This is a genomic window from Yersinia sp. 2541 StPb PI (genome assembly GCF_052217145.1).
Lineage (GTDB): Bacteria > Pseudomonadota > Gammaproteobacteria > Enterobacterales > Enterobacteriaceae > Yersinia > Yersinia enterocolitica_E.
Map to the genome: position 1 here is coordinate 1576858 of NZ_JAZGQB010000001.1, position 19954 is coordinate 1596811.

Genomic DNA, 19954 nt, shown 5'->3' on the forward strand with positions numbered 1-19954 from the left:
GACTCCAGTTTTTACTTGTTCAAAATTCGAACGCCAGTTTGGGCGGCAGCTTTAGGAAAGCGACGGGCGACATTGGCGAGCAGGGGAAGTAAACCTTGTGTATCTCTGTAATATTCAAACTTGCCGGGGAGCAGAACCTGCTTGCCCTCATCATCTAAATTGCGATATTTCAGCCAGTTATGAATATCGAATGATTCTGCTCGGGATAGCCACCCGCCAGTGCCAATCACCTTTTTAACCAGGCTTAAGTCGCGACCGACCTGTAGGTCAATATTGCCTGCGCAGGTACAAACCTGTGTTTTTTTGCCCGCATGACGTTCAGTGGCATATCCGACACAAATCCCAGCCAACAATTGGTCGAAAACAACTTCTTCGTCGCTACGGGGTAAATAGCCCGGATGTGCAGTGATATGGGTTAAATATCGATAAAAAGCATCAATTTGACTTTGTTGGTGTGAGAAGTAATGAGCAATCATCGGCATACCGGTTTCGCCGGCATTCATCGCTGAAACGCGCATCCCCAGGTCACCTTCGACGGTTCGTTTAATCAGCGGTTCTGGGATCCCGTGTATCACGGTGTCGGGCAGCATATGACTGTTATAGGAGGAGTAAACATCGGTGGTGGCGCCCCCCATATCTATCAACATGAACGTTTCCCAATCGGGTACGTATTGGCGAATTTGTTGCACCAGTTCGAAGACTGAATAGGGCGTAGGCAGTGGGTCTTCACCCGTTTGATCAACAATGACGTCTAAACCTTTCCCTCTAATAATCTTCTTAAGGAAAATGTTGCAAATAGCCTTACGCGCATCAAATGGATTAGGGCTGTCGAGATTGGGCAGCACGTTATTAACGATGGTTAAATCTTTATCACCGAGGATCTCCAATACGTCATCTTGCAAGTCGCGATTTCCGGCATAAATAATGGAGCACTTCAATTTAGATTGAGCCAATAGTTTCGCGTTCGACAGGCCATGAGCGTAGTCACCGCCGTCAGTACCACCGGTAAATAACAGGATATCCGGCGGTGATGCTTCTAAAGCCCGTACATCTGATTTATTCAGGTTATAGGCGAAGTGTTGTGACACTTTAGCCCCCGCAGAATGCGCGGTGACCTTGGCGGATTCGAGGGTAATATTGGGCACCAGCCCAATAGCAGCAACCGCTAATCCGCCTTTGGCCGATGAGGAGTAATCAATATTGACCTGCCCTGACGCTAATAAAGGGCGTGCATCGGCAACATTCAGGATCTTATTCAATACCGAAAAAAATCCTTCAGCCAAATGGTGTGGCGTAGTAGGAGATAATGCATAATTCTTCACATCAATATGGTCATCATCTCCCACCTCGAACACTGCCCCTTTTGTCCAGGTGGAGCCGATATCGATAGAAACGGTGATCATTGCACGCCCCCAGCCGCTGCTTCTGGTTGCATGGCATGTTCAATATCGCCTTTCATTAAAGAACAGACTAATTCCAAATCAGTGTCGGGTGCGAAGACGCGGTTGAATCCCATCTCTTTGAATTTTGACTCAATTTCTGAGAATGCATGTTTACCAATAACCAAATTTCCGCCGACATACAGCAAGATTTCGCCAATTCCGCGTTCAATGCAGTTCTCACGCATACCAATACAATCCACTTCACCGTGCCCATAGATAGAGGAGATGACAATGGCGTGAGCACCGGTTTCAATGGCAGCATCAATATATTCATCCTGACTCACCATCACTCCGAGATTGATGACGTTGAAGTTGTGCATTGTAAACACTCGGTCTAGCACCTTATTACCAACAGCATGGCAATCAGCACCAATGACGCCAATAACAATTGTTGGATTTTGCATGTTAAGTCCTCTATGTAGATTACGATCCGTATATTGGTTTTGTGAGTAGAGAGCTAAATTTATTTTTTTAGCCCTCTACGCGTAAATCAAGATTATCTATTTTATTCTTCAGGTATCGATGGCAATTCACTGGGAATTGGCTGGCTTATAATGTGCTTTTCCAACAAATTAAATACAATTGATTTATTGTCAGGACATCTTGAAAAAAATAAAAAAGCAAAATAAATTATTTTAAATTGGCAGTTTAGATTGAGTAAATTCTTTAAAATCAATCTCTTGTTTATGTTATTTGTTTTTTGTTAATGCATGGTTATAAATATAATTAAAAATGAATGTGATTATTTAGAGTGAAAGTGTGATCTATATAAAAGTTATGGGTTAATTCTGTTTGTGTGATGCTGATCATATTTATATTTCTAGGGTTTAGTTTTGTTTTCTGTTGGTTGGCTATATTTAATGAATTAATATGAGATATTTTATAGATGTGAGAGTTATAATGTTAAAGATAATAGTGAGTTATTATCACATTAGCTGAATATTAAAAATCAATGATGTTTGCGAAAATAATATGTTCATCAACGCACGCCACCCACAACCATTTTGACAATATGAATATGCGGATAGTGCTTAATTATCTGTGGTTGATGCAGTGTGCTGATAAGACGGTCTAGATCGTGTCGTTGATGATTGAACAGCAAACCAATAACGCTGCCACTGTGGGCTACGTTCAAACCATAAATTCCGCTGCGCTCAACGATATCCAGTAACTGATGAAATTCAGGCTTAGGCAGCATTGACTGGCTGGCGACGGCACTTAGCGTGGTGGCTTCGCCCAAACGATAGTGGCACTGGGTATCGTTAGCCTGTTGAAACAGTTGCATAGCATTGGCTAAGTTGGCTGCCTGTTTAAGTAACAAGGGTTGGCGATTTCGTTTATGGAACTCTTCGGTTAACAGCGTTTGTGTACTTTCAAGTAGCAGAATGTCGATGTCGGGTCGCCAGGTAAAGGGATGATGACTTTGCGCGGTCTGGTGATCAAAAAGGGTGAGATCTTTAAATATCGTGCTGTCGGTGGGTTCAACTGCCACGCAGAGTTTGGCCAGTGATTCGTCACTCAGTGATTTACCCAGTAAGCGGCTGGTCGCGATAGCTGTTGCGGCAATATCGGCGGTGCTACTGGCTAATCCTTTAGCCACGGGAATAGTGGATTCAAACGCAATGCAGATATTCTCGCTATATTGGGCAGGCTCGCCAAAATGCGCCAACACTTGCCTGACCATGTGACGCATACGCGGTCGTTCACGCCAGCTCGGTTCCCCTTCGGTAACTGAAACGGTGCTAAACCAGTTAATCGGGCAAGAGATAAGTTTTTCTCCGCCAAAAATCCACCCTTGGATCAGTTCACCGCAAGAGGCTGGGCAACGGGCTTCAGCCATGAGAAACAGCCTGTGGCCAGATGTGGTCTGGATGCCTGATATAACTGACGGATTGAATGCCGTTCTTATGCACTACTGGCCCCTTGGAACAAATAACTATTGCTGACAACATACTCAGATTGCCTGCAATAGTGGTTCATGACTGATATCAATTTGGTGGGCAGTAAAAGCCAGAACATCACTAAGATTGACGACATGACCAATCACTAACAGTGCGGGGGCATGTAATTTTTTACGTACAATTTCATCTTTTAGCGTGGTCAGTGTCCCTTTTGCTATCTCTTGCCGTTGCTGGCTGGCATACATCACGGCGGCGGCGGGGGTGTCGGGTGATTTACCTCCGTCGATTAGGCGTTGGCAGATCTCCTCTTGTCGCGTCATTCCCATTAATACGATTAACGTCCCATCCAGTTGGGCCAAAATATCCCAGTTTTGTGGTTCATTTCCCTGACACATATGCCCGGTGACCACATGAAAGCTGGAAGCGTAGTGCCGATGGGTCACGGGGATTCCGGCATAGGCTAAACCGCCAATAGCTGAGCTGATACCTGGAATTATCTCAAAAGGGATCTCTTCATGGGCAAGTGCCTCGGCTTCTTCTCCACCTCGGCCAAATACATAAGGGTCGCCTCCTTTAAGACGAACAACATTTTTCCCCGCCAGGGCATGCTCGACCAAGATTTTATTGATCTGTTCTTGTGGGACTGGATGATGATTTGAGGTTTTCCCCACATTAATAATTTGGCAATGGGGTGGTGCTTGAGAAATTAACTCAAGATTAACCAGACGGTCATGCACAATAACTTGAGCTTCACGAATGGCTAGCAATCCTTTTACAGTGATTAGAGATGCATCCCCCGGTCCCGCCCCAACTAACAATACTTTTCCTTTACTCATTCGAGCAACCTTTATGGCCGATAAGATTTTTAATTTTATTAAAATTAATCACCAGAAATGCGTTATATAAAAACGGCATATGATTATTAAACTCCGCATCATTATTCATAAATATGAGATTATATATTTGACCTTGCTCCCAATATTTAATCATTTTATGGAATGATCTCTTTCAAATATTTCGCATTTGATGTTTGTTTTTGTAACTATATGATTTTCATATTAAATTATGGTTTTATTTTATTTGTGTTAACGCTAAAGCATCAATATTTAAATGTGCAATGTCCTTCGTTATAGTTTTGGTTTATTCGCTTATTTTTTATCTTTAATATGATATTGCTATTGATAATCATGAGGGCTATCACAAAAATGACGGAGACCCATGTCTATCTAAATAGAAATGTGTATTTTAAAAATCAAAAAAAGAAGCGTCGCTATCAATATTTGAATATTAGTTGTGCCCAGGTACACAACTATTTAATCGGTGTTTTATGAAATAATGGGTGAGCTATAATGCGGTGTAAAATTCCTAAAACTGATTTATTAGTGACATTTGAAGCTGTTGCTCAATATGAAAGCTACACGCGAGCGGCAGAAAAGTTAGCGTTAACCCAAAGTGCTGTTTTCCGTCAAATTACAGCATTGGAGGAGCTACTTAATGTGTCATTATTCCACCATGTCCGTAAGCGAATTTTCCTCAATGATGCGGGTCGTTATTATCTTGGTTTAGTCAGAGATACATTGGAGCAACTGGAAAGAGATACGCAAAGCATTATGTCTTACCAGTCAACTCAGCAAGTGTTGGAGCTGGCGGTTACACCAACATTTAGCACACATTGGCTCATTCCAAATCTCAGTGACTTTCATGAGAAGCATCCTGAGATTGTCCTTAATTTAGTGGCGCTGACTACGCCTGCTGATTTTCTGAATTTGAAATACGATGCGGCAATTATGCGTGAGGATTTCTGTAGCCCGTGGGCTGAAAATGAGCACTTGTTTGAAGAAGAGCTAGTGCCTGTCTGCAGCCGGATGTTGTGGCAGGATGAGAAAAAAGTGATGCTTGCAGAGCAGTTGATGGATGAACTTACGTTGCTTCATCAAACAACTCGTTTAGATTCGTGGCATGACTGGTTTACATTATCAGGCGTTAATAGCCCTAAAGTACGAATGGGGCCACGTTTTGATCTTTTATCGATGCTGATTTCTGCTGTGCGCTCCAATCTTGGCATGGCGTTATTGCCCCGATTTGCTATTCACAAGGATTTGGAAAATGGTGATATGGTCATTCCATGTGATTTACCCATGAGCACCGGAAACCACTTTGTACTGACCTACAAAGAAGGTAAAAGAGGGTTGAGAAGCTTGCAAAAATTAAGTCGTTGGCTCCATGATAAATCTAAAGAGGAAGAGCTAAAAAGAGCATGGGTTAATTAATTTTTCAAAGCGACAGATAAAGAATTATATTTTTTAAAATAAAATATATGTTTTGAACGTAGGATTAAATTAATGTCGTGTTCTAAATTTACGATGATAATTGAGTTGTCGTATTTTTATGGCATATTACCATAGCGCAGCCATTTCTGGTGTGTGCCTATTTTTAATGGGTTATTACCTTGATTTTTCTTTCTTTTTCGGCTGTGGAAATTGTTCTGGAGTTATTCACCAATACGCATTATGTGTTGCAGATAGAACAATTGCTTTTTATTTTACTCTATTAATAATAGCACGATGATACCAGCGACTTACTGAGGTTTTTTTATTCTTTGATTTTTTAAATACAAAGGGTCAGCGATATTTTCTTACTATTTCCCATTCAGCTAATCGAGTGAAAATAATGTATAAAAATGATTTTTTTTACCAAGATCTCTTCCCTCTGTCTGAGGACCGCACAGAATATTACTTGTTAACGGATAAGTATGTTTCCACTATCGAGGTTGATGGCAACGAAGTATTAAAAGTTGAACCTGAAGCGCTGACATTAGTCTCCCAGCAAGCGTTCCATGATGCCTCATTCTTCCTGCGCCCAGCACATCAGCAGCAAGTTTCTGCCATTTTGCATGATCCGCAAGCGAGCGAAAATGACAAATATGTCGCATTGCAATTATTGAGAAATTCGGAGATTTCAGCCAAAGGTATTTTGCCGAACTGCCAGGATACGGGCACATCTACCATTGTGGCGAAAAAAGGCCAACGGGTTTGGACTGATACTGATGATGCCGAAGCATTATCACGCGGCATCTATAACACCTTCCGCCAAGATAATCTGCGCTACTCACAAAATGCGGCGTTAGATATGTATAACGAAGTGAATACCGGTACCAATCTTCCTGGGCAAATTGATATTTTTGCTACCTCGGGTATGCAATATTCGTTCTTGTTTGTGAATAAGGGCGGCGGCTCCGCCAATAAAGCAGCGCTTTATCAGGAAACAAAAGCGGTGTTGGAACCGGCAAAACTCAAAGCCTTTTTAATTGAGAAAATGAAGAGCCTGGGAACGGCTGCTTGTCCTCCTTATCATATTGCTTTTGTTATAGGAGGTACCTCCGCAGAATTAACCTTGAAGACCGCTAAACTCGCCTCGACAAAATATTACGATAACTTACCTGGCGAGGGTAATGCGTTCGGTCAGGCTTTCCGTGATAAGGCGCTGGAAGAGGATCTGTTACAAGCTTCACGTGAATTTGGCTTGGGTGCTCAGTTTGGTGGCAAATATTTTGCACATGATGTTCGGGTTATTCGTTTGCCGCGTCATGGTGGCTCTTGCCCGATAGGGATGGCAATTTCATGTTCTTCTGATCGGAACATTAAAGCCAAAATTAATAAAGAGGGCATATGGCTGGAGAAATTAGAGCGCCACCCTGAGCGATATATTCCTGAAGATTTGCGGATTAATAACGAAGGGACGGTAGTTAACATTGATCTTAACCGCCCGATGGATGAAATTCGTCAACAGCTTTCACTTTACCCGGTATCCACCCGCGTATCACTCAATGGCCCGTTAATTGTTGCCCGCGATATTGTGCATGCCAAGCTGCAACAGCGTTTGGAACAGAACCAGCCATTACCTCAATACATGAAAGATCATCCCGTCTATTATGCTGGACCTGCAAAAAAACCGGATGAATTGGTATCCGGCTCGATGGGGCCAACGACTGGAGGGCGCATGGATCCTTATGTCGATCTGTTCCAATCCCAGGGGGGCAGCTTAATCATGTTGGCAAAAGGCAATCGTAGCCAGCAAGTCACCGAATCATGCCATAAGCACGGTGGTTTCTATTTGGGCAGTATCGGCGGTTCTGCGGCCATTCTGGCGCAGGAGTATATCGAAAGTCTGGAATGCCTTGAGTATCCCGAGCTGGGAATGGAAGCTGTGTGGAAGATGGAAGTCAGGAACTTTCCGGCGTTCATACTCGTTGATGACAAAGGCAATTCATTCTTTGATCAAATTCAAATCAAGGCCTGTGCCGGTTGTCAGAAATAACGTTGTGTTGAGGAAACCACGATGTACGAAGAGCGTTATCAGCAGCGGCAGCAACATCTTAAACAACAGGTTGAGGAGCGGGTTGCTGCCGCGACAAAAAACGGCGGGATCATTATTGTATTTACCGGTAATGGCAAAGGGAAAAGTACCGCCGCATTTGGAACCGCAGCCAGAGCCGTTGGCCATGATATGCGGGTAGGTGTGCTTCAATTTATCAAGGGGGACTGGGAGTGTGGTGAACGTAACTTACTGGAGCGTAACGGGGTCGAATTTCATATCATGGCAACCGGTTTTACTTGGGATACCCAAGATAAAGCGGCGGATATCCAAGCGGCCAGACTAGTGTGGCAGCAGGGCGCGCGGATGTTATCTGACCCTGGTTACCAGCTTGTGGTTTTAGATGAGCTCACTTATATGCTCACTTACGGTTATTTGAGCTTGGATGCGGTGTTGGCGGCGTTAAAAAATCGGCCTGTACATCAAAGTGTGGTCATCACCGGGCGAGCTTGCCATCGGGAAATTATCGCACTGGCAGATACCGTTAGTGAGTTACGACCAGTGAAGCATGCATTTGATCATGGAATTAAGGCGCAGAAAGGTATCGATTGGTGATGGGAATCCGATTATGATAACTGCTACGCTTATTTATTCATCAATCTGTTGTTTTATGAAGCGGGATACAAATAATTTGTTGATAACGCTTGATTGTTTGTTCTGAGTTATACTATATTGCGCGCCAAGGAAACGTAGTAACGTTCCAAAAAATTTCGCCGGCATAGCTCAGTTGGTAGAGCAACTGACTTGTAATCAGTAGGTCCCGAGTTCGACTCTTGGTGCCGGCACCAATTAAAAACCCGTTATCTGAATAAGATAGCGGGTTTTTGCCTTTGTACTGCTGCCACTGCTGATTTTCTGCTGTCCCCCCTCCTGGGTTATTTCTTTTTGTGATCCCATTCTCTTTTTGTCTGTTCTCTGCTTGTTATCTATATTCAATTATTGTTGGCTGATCACAGCATGGGCGTTGAACGCCGAGCAGCAACCCAATGACTAAAAGCTATCAGGGAGTTGGCGGTATGGAGAATCGGCTAAACGTGCTATATCAGGCAGGGGTTATTGATAAGGACATCTGCGATGGCATGAAAAAGGTTGTCGCACAGTTGGAAACGGTATGGGCACTGCCGGTGCGCACGGAGCAGGGGGAAATGGCGCTCACGCATATGGCAAATGCATTAATGCGCAGTCGCCGTGGTGAGGAAGTTGGACCACTTGATGATGAATTGTTGGCTGAAATCAGAGCCTCTGACGCGTTTCCACAAATTTTACAGATCCATTTGGCGCTGCTGTCACGGTTTAATTTGGCCCTGCACCCAAATGAAGAGGGGTATTTATTAGCTAATCTGTTGAGCTTGTGGATGGCGCATAAAGGTCAATGCCAGTGAGTTTTGCCTTCATGTTAAATATTCAAAAAAATGATTATTAGGCTTTTAATCTGATGGAGTCTAGCGGCAAGCTATGTCTCCCGGCCTTGCACCTAAGTCATTCGGTGTAGGTAAGTCAGTTTCCGTACTCAGATTTTCGTCACGGGTAGCGATGTGGCACTGGTTTTCGCTATTGTGTCTGGTCACCCAGTACTCGAAGCGCTGTATGACAGACTCGGCAATGTTATTCAGGGGGCAAGGTGAGTAAATTCGTGGTGGTAGTCATAGACAGCTTTGGTGTGGGAAGCATGGCCGATGTGCCTCAGGTCAGGCCGCAGGACCTCGGTGCGAATACCTGTGGGCATATTCTGGAGCGTTTTCCGCAATTGAGTCTAGCGACACTTGAACAATTGGGGCTCATCAACGCTCTGGGGTTCGCGCCGAACGTGATGAAACCTTCGCTAACGGCGGTGTACGGCAGGGCAGCGCTGCAACACGAAGGCGGTGACACCTTTATGGGGCATCAGGAAATACTGGGTACCCGCCCACAGTCACCGCTGCGTATGCCGTTTTCCGAGGTGATCGATAAGGTCGAGCAAAAACTGGTCGCGGCGGGTTGGCATGTCGAACGTCAGGGAAGCCGGTTGCAGTATCTGTTGGTAAATCAGGCCGCGGCGGTCGGTGATAACCTGGAAGCGGATCTCGGACAGGTGTTTAACATCAGCGCTAACCTGAGTGCGATTTCGTTTGCTGATGTCCGTGCCATTGGTGAGACAGTGCGTAGCTGTGTGAAGGTTGGGCGGGTGATTGCTTTTGGTGGCTTGCTAGCGAGCAATGAGCAGCTACTCGCTGCCGCAGAGGAGAAACAGGGTCGTTATATCGGGATTAATGCACCACGCTCAGGGGTTTATCAACAAGGATTTCAGGTCGTACATCTGGGCTATGGCGTAGATGCCAGCGTTCAAGTTCCACAGCAGCTCTATGATATTGGTATTCCAACGGTGCTGGTGGGCAAAGTGGCCGATATCGCACTCAATCCGCACGGTACCAACTATCAAAATCTGGTCGATACCCAGACCATCATGGATATCACCTTGGCGGAATTGCAAAAACCAGGAGATGGATTTATCTGCACTAACATTCAGGAAACCGATCTGGCGGGTCATGCGCAGGATGTGGCGCGCTACGCCGAAAGGTTGCAGGTAGTGGATCAGAATCTGGCGATCTTGATGGGGCGAATGCAGCAGGATGATTGCCTGGTGGTGATGGCGGATCACGGTAATGACCCGACAATTGGGCATAGTAATCACACTCGCGAGAATGTGCCCTTACTGGTGTGGCGACCCGGTATTGCCGGAGGGGAGATTGGTTACCGCACAACGCTGTCTGATGTAGGGGCCACTGTTTGTGATTTCTTTAACGCGGCCCCGCCACAGAACGGCAGGTCCTTTATGGCGCAACTGTGCGCCTTATCTTCCTCACGGCCCGAGAGTTAGCATCATTGAGCGGCAGCATAATTGATGCTACGGGCTACATCTATGCGCAGGTATGTTCGCCCATTGCCGATACCTACCAGCACCGCGGGTTGTGCTGTGCTGGGGCGGTTTGCGGCAAACTGACATCGAATGCCCGCATATGTCGCCTAACAATCTGATACCGAAGCAATACTCACCGAGCTATTATTCGGTCGGTATATCAAAAAGTGCTGGGAACTAAAACGGGCCTATGTTCACCGCAATTGAGCCGATGCTAACTATTCTTCGCCAATTGAGCGACTAATCGATTAACGCCATCACTCATATTAGTAAATTTAGTCAGTTGGGTACGGGTCACTACGACGAAAACCCCAATGTTCTTTTCTGGAATCATCGCCATATAGGTAATAAATCCACCGCCACCACCGGTTTTTTGCATAATTCCTGGTAGTTCGGTATTAGGCGCCATGTAGACCCAGCCTAACCCCAGTGCGTCTGCCTGACCGGCAACATCCATACCTTTTAATGACACCAAATCACGACGTTGGAAATAGAGCGCCTGTTCACGTTTGGCTGAGCTTTTGCGCGCGCTGTTATCAGAAGCTAAGAATTGCTGCATCCAACGCTGCATATCTTCCGGTGTTGAGTAAATCCCACCACTTCCCGCCGCCGCAAGGGTATTTTCACAACGGCTACTGCCTACTCCGACCATCAGACGGTTACATTGTTCTGCCGTTGGGGTCAGGGTGGTGTTTTTCATCCCCAACGGAGCGGTGATTTTGTCACGCAGCAAACTGCTATAAGGCTTGCCTGATGCCCGTGACAGCGCATCGGCCAGCAAGTCGTAGGCCAAATTGGAGTAGGCGGCTTTAACCCCAGGCGGCACGGTGACCGTGGCCTGCTTCATCCATTGCCAGCGGTTATCTTTAGTCGGCCAGGTAAACACCGGCCTTTTTTGTGGGCCACCGGGTTGCTCGCGCGGCAGGCCACTGGTGTGGCTGGCTAGATTCAGCAAGGTAATCGGCTGTTTTGCGTTATAAGCAGGGACTCGTGCGCCCTTAGGTGCGTATTTTCGCAGGGGATCGGTCAATTTTACCGTGCCGTCATCGGCCAGTTTTACCATCACTTCACTGGTCATTAGCTTGGTAATTGATGCAATGCGAATCAGTGAGTCTGGCCGTGGACGCAGGTTGTTACCGGGTTTGGTTTCCCCAAAACTACGGTTTACCACTTGATTGTTATCAATAACCACCAGAGCCATTCCCATGGCACCACTGTTATAGAAAATATGTTCGGCATATTGATCAACAACTTGTGAGGTCAAAAGCTCTGTCTTGGCATCGCTGTGCAATGGAATAGTGAATAGAGCAGCGGCCAGTAGCGGGGCAGTGAAATGTTTCAACAATCTTTTATCCATGTTCAAAAACAAAGTAAGTGGTCGTGTGCTTATAGTAATCGGATATTGGCATAAAACATGCTGAAATTTTCAGACAGACGAAAAATTTACATTACCGGGAAGTACTTGCCGGGGGGCACGCCAAAAACGCGCTGAAATTGATCAATAAAAGCGCTGAGGTTTTCGTAGCCGACATCCAACGCGACATGGGTCACGGGTATTTTCTCTGCCAGCATTTCCAGCGCGCGCATGAAACGTGCGCGTTGCCGCCAGTGGCTAAAACTATAGCCTGTCTCTGCGATGAAACGACGGCTCAGTGTTCGGGGTGACATTCCAGCCCAGTGTGCCCATTGATCCATTCTCTGTTTGTTAGCTAGGTCACTCAGTAACTCATGCGCGACCTTTATCAGCCGTGGATCTTGTGGCATTGGTAATTCAAATGGTTCGGCAGGTAATGATGCAATTTCGTCTAGCATCACCGCCATAATCCGCTGCTGGTTCTCAAGTAATTCCCCTCGGGGCCATTGCGCTGCACGATTTACGGTTTCTCGTAATAAGCCACTTAATTGCATCGTTCGCGGCTGTGTAGCGGTAAAGACGCACAGACATCTTCGCGCAAATATACACTCCAGCCGTGAAAAGGGCCGTGCGAGCGGAAACCGTGCTGTTGATGAGGGGGAAGCCAGACCACATGTGTTGCCGGTACCACCCATTGACCCTCGGGTATGACGATAGTTAGCAAGCCATTTATTGCCGCTAATAATTGGCCCGCACTGTGGCGATGCGGCTGCGTCATTCGCGCTAGCTTGTCGTGACGCTGTACCACGGTCAATACTGGCATCGTTGTCAGCATCAGTTGTGAAGGATCAATTAAATGAGATTGCATGGCGTAAAAACCGTATTGAATGACTCAGATACGTTATCAAGGCCACAAGGATATTGCTAGTCTGGCATTCTCAGCATTGGCGCTGGATAACGGGAGTCACCATGATGAATTCGCAACAGGCAAAACAATTTCTCCAACAGGTATTTACTGCTTTGGTTGACTCGAGCTATAGCACCCAGGATGTTGCTGCATTTTTTTCGACCGATTATCAACAGCAAGCTGATGGTAATCAATTAGATTATGAGGCGTTTATTCGCCATGTGCAGGTGTTGAAAAGCACACTTGCTAGTGGAACCATCACGCTGGAAAAAGTGATGGCGGATGGTGATCAGATTGCCAGTGTGCATCTGGTTGATGTGGTCAAAAAGAGCGGGCAAAGGGTCTTGATGAAAGTTATCGCTTTTTACCGCATCGAACATGGGCTGATTCAGTGTGTTGAAGAATTGACACATCTGATCCACGGCGAAACTCAGGATCGTGATTTAGGATCGCGAGTTGCTCACTAGCGGGATATCGTTAAACGAATGAAATCCTGCGGTTAGTTGAGCAGAATCATAAGGTTATTCTACGTAATAAAAAACGCACCGGTGTTGGCCGATGCGTTTTGTGGTTAAAACCGAAAATCAATTAGCTTTCAGTCACAGGCTTTGGAGCCACATTGGATGATTCTTTCATGCCAAGGTGGTTGTTGCCCCAGCACTGTTCATATTTCCAACCGGTTAGTTCTTCAGCAACCGCTCTGGCATGGGCCGGAATATCTGCCATGGCACCGCCACCTTTAATCCGCTCAATCTCTTCTAGCAGGATTTTGTGATTATTACGGTCCAGTTTCATTTGCGTGGTGTAATAGATAGCCACCAGTGCCAGAGCGATAACGCCGATGGCAAATACCCCTACGATGGCTTGCACGGCAACTTCCGGTTGGCTCGATTGCCCGGAGACAAAACCAAAGCGACTTAATGTCCAGCCCATGGCGAAAACAATAATCGAACGTACCATTTTACCTGCAAAGGTCATGGCTCCGGCGTAGATCCCTTCACGGCGACGGCCGGTCAATACTTCGTCCACATCCGCCAGGAAGGTATAAACCGTCCACGGAATATAATAAATCCCCCCAGTGCTTAAACCGAAAACTGCGGTAATACAGAACAGTACAATGACAGTTGTTGTTTGCGACCAACCAGTGAAATAGAGCGCAGCATAGGCAATCACACTGACAATAACCACTTGCAGAGCGATGCGGAACGGGCGAGCAAAGCCCATTTTGACGCAGATACCGATAAAGACGGCGGTGGAAATCAACTGCATTATTGAACTGAAACTATTGAGCTGAGAAACCAGTGCGGCATCTTGACCTAAACCAAAAATAATAAAGTAGGTAAATGCCGATGCGAATAACCACTCCGCGCCAAAGCCGAACAGATACATACCCAGATGCTTGCGGAAAATGCGCAGATGGAAAGTAGACGCCATATCAACACACAGCTTTTTCAGCGCCTGGCCGAAACTGCTGGTGGTTTCACGGACCACTTCGCTCGCTGGGCGTTCCCATGATGAGCTATAAAGCCAGATCATCGCGCAGCACATAATCAGACCGTAGGCGATACCGGTATAAAGGAAGGGGGTTGCAGAATCTTTACCGTAAATGGCAATAAACTGACCGGGAATGAAAGCGGCCAAAAAGTTTGCTACTTTACCGAAAATGGCTTTAGAACCAGTTAATTTGGAGCGTTTGGCAAAATCGGTGGTCATCTCGGTCGCCAATGTTTCATATGGCACCATGATGGAGGTATAAATCAGTTCAAACAGCGCGTAGGTCAGTAGGTAATACCAAAAGCCAAAACCGCTCATCCATAACATTGGATAGACAAGTACCAGCGGGATACCCAGTAAGATAAAGAAGCGACGACGACCAAAGATGCGGCCCAGTCTGGTGTTATAGAAGTTATCGGTGATATAACCCATTACTGGATTACTAATCGCATCAAGAATACTGGCGATTGAGAAAATAGTCGCAGCCTCTACGACTGATAGCCCGCAAAAGGTGGTGTAGAAATACATCAGCCAGGCTCCGCTGATTGCCAGTGCCCCACTTCCCAGTAAGTTGGCACTCCCGTACGCCAGCGTATGCCTTGTTGAAATCTGTTTACTCATTTTTACTGCCACCTCAAATTAAAACAATGTTTCATTAATAATGGATAATCGTTTTCTTTATAAAGGTATGGCGTTTATAAAAATGAGTGTTCGATCACGAAAAAGGGTTTTTCGGCCAGAAAAGGCGCCTATTACAGTAAAAATTGATATGAATCAAATTAGTAGCTAGGGTGGATATTCAGCAAAAAACAGAATATCCATGATAATGCGAATAATCGATAATGCCATTTTGTGACAATAATGACCGTGACACGTGTGGCAAGATTTTAACCAGCAAAATGAAAGACCATTACTAGAATTAGCGCTATTACTTACAGTGTGAAAATATCACTTTTGTGAAAGGGCGAATTATTGCGGGCATAGCCCATGAATAAATGTTGGTTGCAATCGCGGCTGACAGTGAAGGACGTAGAATGGCAAAGAAAAACCCCTATTATGATGCCAGTAAGCCACACCACACTGAGTTTGGATTTCAGAATCTGGAGCCGGTTGTTCATCATCCACAAGATTTGAAGCGTTGGCGTGAAGAGCGAAAACGCCAGTCGCTACCAAAACCGCCGCAGCAAGGATATGCGCAGTTTGTCACTGATTGGTGGCAAGCGGCAGATTTTAGCGGGCAGCAGGATGCGTTGTGGTGGCTAGGCCATGCGTCACTGTTATTGCGGGTCAGTGGGAAAACGGTTTTGTTTGATCCGGTACTCTCCGGCCGTGCCTCGCCGCTCAATTTTTACGGGCCAGCACGGAGAACACCGGTACCTGCCAGCGTAAAAGAGTTACCCCATATAGATGTGGTAGTGATTTCTCACAACCATTACGACCATTTGGATGTGACAACGATTAGCCAATTATTGCGCCGCTTTCCTAAGCTGATTTTTCTGGCACCGTTAGGGTTAAAAAGTTGGTTACTACAGCAGGGTGCTCGCCATGTTCATGAACTGGATTGGTGGGATAAACACCTCGCAGCTGAATTTGAGTTTCATTGTGTACCGGCACGGCATTGGAGCATGCGTACCCCCTGGGATCGTAACCAAAGTTTGTGGTCTGGTTGGGTGGTCAAGCGTGATGATATTAACTTTTACTTTACCGGTGATACAGGTTATTGCCAGCAACTATTAACCATTGGCGAAAGGTTAGGGCCATTCAATTATGCCGCCTTGCCCATTGGTGCTTATGCCCCGCGGTGGTTTATGCAGGCCCAACATATGGATCCACAGCAGTCGGTGCAGTTATTTAAACAATTACAGCAGCCGATGACAGTACCGATTCATTGGGGGGTGTTTGAACTGGCTGACGAACCACTGGATGAACCACCACAACAACTCAAGCAGGCATTAACTGAAGCGGGTATGAAACACGACAATTTTGCACCGATTAAAATTGGTGCACGAATATTGCTGGGGTAGGGGGGTTCAGTGGGTAATTTTCAACCCACTGAAACCAATCGGTATTTTCTCTATTTATACCGATGCTGAACTAGATCCTAAATTGATTCACGGCACTGGTTAAATCAGCAGCCTGAGCTTGTAACGCCGCAGATGCTGCGGTGGATTCCTGCACCAATGCGGCATTTTGCTGCACCATGGTATCCAATTGCGCGACCGCACTATTTATTTCGTGGATGCCGCGCATTTGTTCATCGGCTGCGTTGGTTATTTCAGACATAATGGTGGTGACATCCGACACGCTGCTGACGATTTCGGTCATGGTATTACTGGCTTGACGTACCTGGCCGGAGCCAGATGCCACACTGCTGACTGTCGATTCGATCAGCGTTTTGATCTCTTTCGCTGCCTGTGCACTGCGCTGCGCCAATGTACGAACTTCCCCTGCGACCACAGCAAAACCGCGTCCTTGCTCACCCGCGCGTGCCGCTTCTACCGCCGCGTTAAGTGCCAGAATATTGGTTTGGAAAGCGATACCGTCGATCACACTGGTGATATCGCCGATCTTGCCAGATGCCGCTTCAATCGATTCCATTGTGGTGATGACTTTAGCTATCACGTCGCCACCACGTGAAGCATCGTTAGCCGCCGAAAGTACCGCAGTATTGGCCTGGCGCGCTGCGCTGGCGGAGTGGGCCACGGTTGCCGAGATTTGTTCCAACGCCGCTGAGGTTTGCTGCAAACTGGCGGCGGCAGACTCTGTGCGGCCCGACAGATCCTGATTACCTGCCGCTATCTCATTGGCTGCAATCCGTACTGATTCGCTGGTATCACGGATTTGCGCCATTACTACACTCAGTTTGTCGGCAAAATTGTTGAACGAAAGGGCTATTTTTGCCACTTCATCACGGCCTTCTACCGGCAGTCGCTGAGTTAAGTCTTCTGAGCCGGAGCTGATAGCATCCATGGCTTTATGCACATGGGTCAGCGGTGCCAGAGCACGTTTGGTAATGAGGCTAATAATGACAACAGCGATTAAAATAATAATCACCAGCGTCACCAGTGATGTGGTCAGTAACGACCGCATGCCGGTGGTAGCTTGAGCTTTGTCCAGGGCGACAACGGTAAACCATTGAGTCCCTGGTACTGCTTGGGCCAGCAGCAATTTACTGTTATCGCCAATATTGGCAGCGACAGGCTCAGTTGCTGTTAACAGTGTTTTAAGGTCCAGCGTCGGCGCAATATCGCTCAGTGGCTTAAGGGCTAGTTTCGCATCTTGATGAGCGATAATGGTGCCATCGGCATCGATTAACATACCAAAACTATCTTCAGTCGGGTGTATGGATTTCACGTTTGCAATCACGCTGTCCATGGTGACATCAGCAGCCAATACCCCTTTAACGCTGCCGTCCTGAATAATCGGCAATGCGAACGTTACCACTAACTGATTGGTTCCAGCATCAACATAGGGTGGGGTGACCACGGGTTTGCCCGCTTTTACCGCTTGTAGATACCATGGCCGCCCAGTGGGGTCGTAGCCAGCTGGAATACCATCGGGATTAGAAAAAATCGCGGTTTTGTTCGCGTAACCGATATACACGTTGATGAAGTTACCTGCGGCTGCAACTTGTCGCAGTGCCGCTGTCGGGTCTGCCGTCAGTGCGCTGTCTTTTAGTGACACAATCATTTGTGTTTTGGAGGCAACCCAATCGGCGATCCCGACACCATGACTGGCGGTAACGGCGGTCAGGGTATTATCTATGGCACTATTGTTATATTTACTGGCAACCGAGTAGTTAAAATAGGTGTTAATGGCCAGAGAGCCTGCCACGATGATGATACAGGCAGCCAAGATACGTGAACGAATGGAATCAAGCATAGAGCGTCCTAAATAAGAGGGAAGGCATGATTCAAGTAACGGCTTGGCAGAGATAAACTTGAGCTGTGTCACAGTAACAAACTGTAATTAATACGCCATTGTTAATACTTCTTTATGTAACGGTGACAAAGTAGGTGGATTTTATTGACATCTATATTCAATAAAAACATAAGCTTGATTATTCCTTTCTGCTTCATTTGAAGGTAAAAATTCAAATAAAGTTGAAAAAAATAGTGACATCAAAAGGGTAAAATTAGCATCAATGCAGCTAAAGCAGAGGTTTTCAGGCTGCATTGATGCTGAGGGATGGCAGTAATAAGAGGGTGGTTAGATTAAAATTTATACTGCAAACCTATAGCGATAGTTTGATGTTGTTGAGCAATGCCGGCGCTATTAGCTACATTTGCAGAAACACCTGCACCAGTGTCGATGATTTGTGTATCTCCTTTTCCTTCGGCATGCCTGTTCCAGGACGCTTCAACAAATAATTTAGTGTTATCGGTGACGTAGTAGCCCGCATCAACCACTACTGCGTAATAGCGAGAGCCTTTGCTGCTGTCTTTAAATGAAAGTTGACGTAAATAGTGTTCATCATCACCATAGGCATTTACCCAACTGCTGTATTTCAGCAAGGTATTAAACTCAAATTTTTGATAATGATAGCTCCCGGCTAAGCCAAGATAGGGCATTTCAAACTTTTGCTTATAACCAATGCCGGTAACACTATCGGAACCTGTAAATAGGTTATTGCCTTTATTGTAATTATAGTTTCCACCATAAGATGTCCAGCTATTATTATTGCGCTGATAACCGGCCATCATACCAATACGGTAATTGTCTTGCTTTAAAAGCCAAAGCTTTGCATTAAGATCGATTTCATTCGCATAATTTAAATTGGTTTTTTCGTGATGAGACCAATCAGTCCACTTCGATTGCCCTAACGTCTTCCAATCATAATCATCCATGACCCCCTTCCCAGGTGATAATGTGGACCATCCGCGCGCGGTTAATGTTAACCGTGATAACAGATCCCATGATATATCCATTTTTACAATAGGCGTGTTTTCCGCTTTCCAATCTATCTGGCTTAGTTTGTGACCATTATATTGGCGCTGATAAACAAACTCTTGTGATTCTGCATTCAATAACCCCAATGAGGAGCTAATCGTCAGACCATCGTTTATATCTGAGTGATAGCTGGCTACTGCTGTATGGCAGGTGATAATCAGCGGTAATACAGCAACACTTCTCTTTACCCATCTATTCTTTTCCATCATTAACCTTTAATCCCTTTAAAAATAGAAGGTAAAAGTTAACATTGACGGGAGATTAATTTTTTAAAATAAAGATTAAAAGAAAATTAAACGTATTAAAAATATTACTTAATAATGGCGCACTATAATGCATTAATATGAGCCGGGCCTGATTACCCGGCTAAATGGTTTTCAAAACTCATTAACCAGCCATTCGTCGGCTTCATCAAACATTTCTTCAACCAACCGGTTCAGTACTGATTTTTCTTGTTTATTAGCATCAGTATTGATGCCATTGGCTTGCATTGGTTTAACCTTAACTTCAGCATCAGGAAACACCCGATGCACCCGCTTGGTTAACTCTGCCTTAATCATTTCAGCGGCGTTGGGTAGGCCGGCGACATTCCGTTTGTCATAAATCAATTCAACACGCATGGCTTTTTCCTGAATG

18 protein-coding genes and 1 tRNA gene are annotated in these 19954 nt (G+C 45.8%); 8 read left to right on the forward strand and 11 right to left on the reverse strand.

The features are described 5' to 3' along the window. Positions 1–11: 11 nt before the first annotated feature. The 4 genes from glmL to cobA form a co-directional block, all read right to left on the reverse strand. Positions 12–1403 carry a methylaspartate mutase accessory protein GlmL gene (glmL, locus tag V1953_RS06925; RefSeq protein WP_372569364.1) on the reverse strand — a complete coding sequence of 464 codons (1392 nt, stop codon included), beginning with the start codon at positions 1401–1403 and terminating at the stop codon, positions 12–14. After that, positions 1400–1846 (reverse strand): methylaspartate mutase subunit S, encoded by a 447-nt coding sequence (gene glmS / locus V1953_RS06930; RefSeq protein ID WP_083158311.1) that lies wholly within the window; start codon positions 1844–1846, stop codon positions 1400–1402. The genes glmL and glmS overlap by 4 nt, the downstream gene beginning before the upstream one ends. 575 nt (positions 1847–2421) lie before the next feature. After that, positions 2422–3282 (reverse strand): GHMP family kinase ATP-binding protein, encoded by an 861-nt coding sequence (locus tag V1953_RS06935; RefSeq protein ID WP_372569363.1) that lies wholly within the window; start codon positions 3280–3282, stop codon positions 2422–2424. A gap of 114 nt (positions 3283–3396) precedes the next feature. Then, positions 3397–4179, reverse strand: a complete 783-nt coding sequence (cobA, locus tag V1953_RS06940) for a uroporphyrinogen-III C-methyltransferase (protein ID WP_083158313.1) — start codon at positions 4177–4179, stop codon at positions 3397–3399. A 513-nt stretch (positions 4180–4692) separates the two neighbouring features. On the opposite strand from cobA, the gene V1953_RS06945 reads away from it, so the two are divergent. From V1953_RS06945 to V1953_RS06970, 6 genes are all read left to right on the forward strand, one after another. After that, complete coding sequence (locus tag V1953_RS06945) at positions 4693–5613, forward strand: LysR family transcriptional regulator (RefSeq protein ID WP_083158314.1); 921 nt, start codon at positions 4693–4695, stop codon at positions 5611–5613. 400 nt (positions 5614–6013) lie between these two features. Then, positions 6014–7660, forward strand: a complete 1647-nt coding sequence (locus V1953_RS06950; RefSeq protein ID WP_442850781.1) for a fumarate hydratase — start codon at positions 6014–6016, stop codon at positions 7658–7660. A 21-nt stretch (positions 7661–7681) separates the two neighbouring features. After that, positions 7682–8272, forward strand: a complete 591-nt coding sequence (gene cobO / locus V1953_RS06955; protein ID WP_083158316.1) for a cob(I)yrinic acid a,c-diamide adenosyltransferase — start codon at positions 7682–7684, stop codon at positions 8270–8272. 157 nt (positions 8273–8429) lie between these two features. Then, positions 8430–8505: transfer RNA gene (locus V1953_RS06960), tRNA-Thr, on the forward strand. Positions 8506–8733: 228 nt separating this feature from the next. After that, complete coding sequence (locus V1953_RS06965) at positions 8734–9099, forward strand: PRD domain-containing protein (RefSeq protein ID WP_372569900.1); 366 nt, start codon at positions 8734–8736, stop codon at positions 9097–9099. Positions 9100–9338: 239 nt separating this feature from the next. Beyond that, the gene (locus V1953_RS06970) at positions 9339–10574 is read left to right on the forward strand and encodes a phosphopentomutase (protein ID WP_083158318.1); all 1236 of its coding nucleotides are present in this window, start codon (positions 9339–9341) and stop codon (positions 10572–10574) included. Between the two features lie 253 nt (positions 10575–10827). Here V1953_RS06970 and ampH read toward each other — a convergent pair whose 3' ends face one another. The 3 genes from ampH to V1953_RS06985 form a co-directional block, all read right to left on the reverse strand. Next, complete coding sequence (gene ampH / locus V1953_RS06975) at positions 10828–11970, reverse strand: D-alanyl-D-alanine-carboxypeptidase/endopeptidase AmpH (protein ID WP_083158319.1); 1143 nt, start codon at positions 11968–11970, stop codon at positions 10828–10830. An 86-nt stretch (positions 11971–12056) separates the two neighbouring features. Beyond that, positions 12057–12521 (reverse strand): helix-turn-helix domain-containing protein, encoded by a 465-nt coding sequence (locus V1953_RS06980; RefSeq protein ID WP_442850782.1) that lies wholly within the window; start codon positions 12519–12521, stop codon positions 12057–12059. Continuing rightward, on the reverse strand, positions 12512–12835 hold the full coding sequence (locus V1953_RS06985) for an AraC family ligand binding domain-containing protein (protein WP_442850783.1): 324 nt from the start codon (positions 12833–12835) through the stop codon (positions 12512–12514). Before V1953_RS06985 ends, V1953_RS06980 begins: the two co-directional genes overlap by 10 nt. Positions 12836–12936: 101 nt before the next feature. Here V1953_RS06985 and V1953_RS06990 point away from each other — a divergent pair, with 101 nt between their 5' ends. After that, the gene (locus V1953_RS06990; protein WP_083158320.1) at positions 12937–13341 is read left to right on the forward strand and encodes a nuclear transport factor 2 family protein; all 405 of its coding nucleotides are present in this window, start codon (positions 12937–12939) and stop codon (positions 13339–13341) included. Positions 13342–13462: 121 nt separating this feature from the next. Here V1953_RS06990 and V1953_RS06995 read toward each other — a convergent pair whose 3' ends face one another. Then, complete coding sequence (locus V1953_RS06995; RefSeq protein ID WP_083158321.1) at positions 13463–14989, reverse strand: MFS transporter; 1527 nt, start codon at positions 14987–14989, stop codon at positions 13463–13465. Between the two features lie 374 nt (positions 14990–15363). On the opposite strand from V1953_RS06995, the gene V1953_RS07000 reads away from it, so the two are divergent. Beyond that, positions 15364–16392, forward strand: coding sequence for an MBL fold metallo-hydrolase (locus V1953_RS07000; RefSeq protein WP_083158322.1), 1029 nt, complete (start codon positions 15364–15366; stop codon positions 16390–16392). A 70-nt stretch (positions 16393–16462) separates the two neighbouring features. Here V1953_RS07000 and V1953_RS07005 read toward each other — a convergent pair whose 3' ends face one another. From V1953_RS07005 to V1953_RS07015, 3 genes are all read right to left on the reverse strand, one after another. After that, positions 16463–18250: a methyl-accepting chemotaxis protein gene (locus tag V1953_RS07005; protein WP_083158323.1), complete on the reverse strand. Its 1788-nt coding sequence runs from the start codon at positions 18248–18250 to the stop codon at positions 16463–16465. Between the two features lie 332 nt (positions 18251–18582). After that, the gene (locus V1953_RS07010; RefSeq protein ID WP_372569358.1) at positions 18583–19527 is read right to left on the reverse strand and encodes an omptin family outer membrane protease; all 945 of its coding nucleotides are present in this window, start codon (positions 19525–19527) and stop codon (positions 18583–18585) included. A 168-nt stretch (positions 19528–19695) separates the two neighbouring features. Then, positions 19696–19938, reverse strand: coding sequence for a DinI family protein (locus V1953_RS07015; protein ID WP_005190119.1), 243 nt, complete (start codon positions 19936–19938; stop codon positions 19696–19698). Between the last annotated feature and the right edge of the window lie 16 nt (positions 19939–19954).

What these genes read in the sequence shown, in the direction of transcription:
- V1953_RS06985 (WP_442850783.1), bottom strand. Translation starts at nt 12,835, where the DNA reads ATGCAATCTCATTTAATTGATCCTTCACAACTGATGCTGACAACGATG.
- glmS (WP_083158311.1), bottom strand. Translation starts at nt 1,846, where the DNA reads ATGCAAAATCCAACAATTGTTATTGGCGTCATTGGTGCTGATTGCCAT.
- V1953_RS07010 (WP_372569358.1), bottom strand. Translation starts at nt 19,527, where the DNA reads ATGATGGAAAAGAATAGATGGGTAAAGAGAAGTGTTGCTGTATTACCG.
- V1953_RS07015 (WP_005190119.1), bottom strand. Translation starts at nt 19,938, where the DNA reads ATGCGTGTTGAATTGATTTATGACAAACGGAATGTCGCCGGCCTACCC.
- V1953_RS06980 (WP_442850782.1), bottom strand. Translation starts at nt 12,521, where the DNA reads ATGCAATTAAGTGGCTTATTACGAGAAACCGTAAATCGTGCAGCGCAA.
- V1953_RS06990 (WP_083158320.1), top strand. Translation starts at nt 12,937, where the DNA reads ATGATGAATTCGCAACAGGCAAAACAATTTCTCCAACAGGTATTTACT.
- V1953_RS06935 (WP_372569363.1), bottom strand. Translation starts at nt 3,282, where the DNA reads ATGGCTGAAGCCCGTTGCCCAGCCTCTTGCGGTGAACTGATCCAAGGG.
- V1953_RS07000 (WP_083158322.1), top strand. Translation starts at nt 15,364, where the DNA reads ATGTTGGTTGCAATCGCGGCTGACAGTGAAGGACGTAGAATGGCAAAG.
- cobA (WP_083158313.1), bottom strand. Translation starts at nt 4,179, where the DNA reads ATGAGTAAAGGAAAAGTATTGTTAGTTGGGGCGGGACCGGGGGATGCA.
- V1953_RS07005 (WP_083158323.1), bottom strand. Translation starts at nt 18,250, where the DNA reads ATGCTTGATTCCATTCGTTCACGTATCTTGGCTGCCTGTATCATCATC.
- V1953_RS06965 (WP_372569900.1), top strand. Translation starts at nt 8,734, where the DNA reads ATGGAGAATCGGCTAAACGTGCTATATCAGGCAGGGGTTATTGATAAG.
- V1953_RS06945 (WP_083158314.1), top strand. Translation starts at nt 4,693, where the DNA reads ATGCGGTGTAAAATTCCTAAAACTGATTTATTAGTGACATTTGAAGCT.
- V1953_RS06950 (WP_442850781.1), top strand. Translation starts at nt 6,014, where the DNA reads ATGTATAAAAATGATTTTTTTTACCAAGATCTCTTCCCTCTGTCTGAG.
- glmL (WP_372569364.1), bottom strand. Translation starts at nt 1,403, where the DNA reads ATGATCACCGTTTCTATCGATATCGGCTCCACCTGGACAAAAGGGGCA.
- V1953_RS06995 (WP_083158321.1), bottom strand. Translation starts at nt 14,989, where the DNA reads ATGAGTAAACAGATTTCAACAAGGCATACGCTGGCGTACGGGAGTGCC.
- ampH (WP_083158319.1), bottom strand. Translation starts at nt 11,970, where the DNA reads ATGGATAAAAGATTGTTGAAACATTTCACTGCCCCGCTACTGGCCGCT.
- cobO (WP_083158316.1), top strand. Translation starts at nt 7,682, where the DNA reads ATGTACGAAGAGCGTTATCAGCAGCGGCAGCAACATCTTAAACAACAG.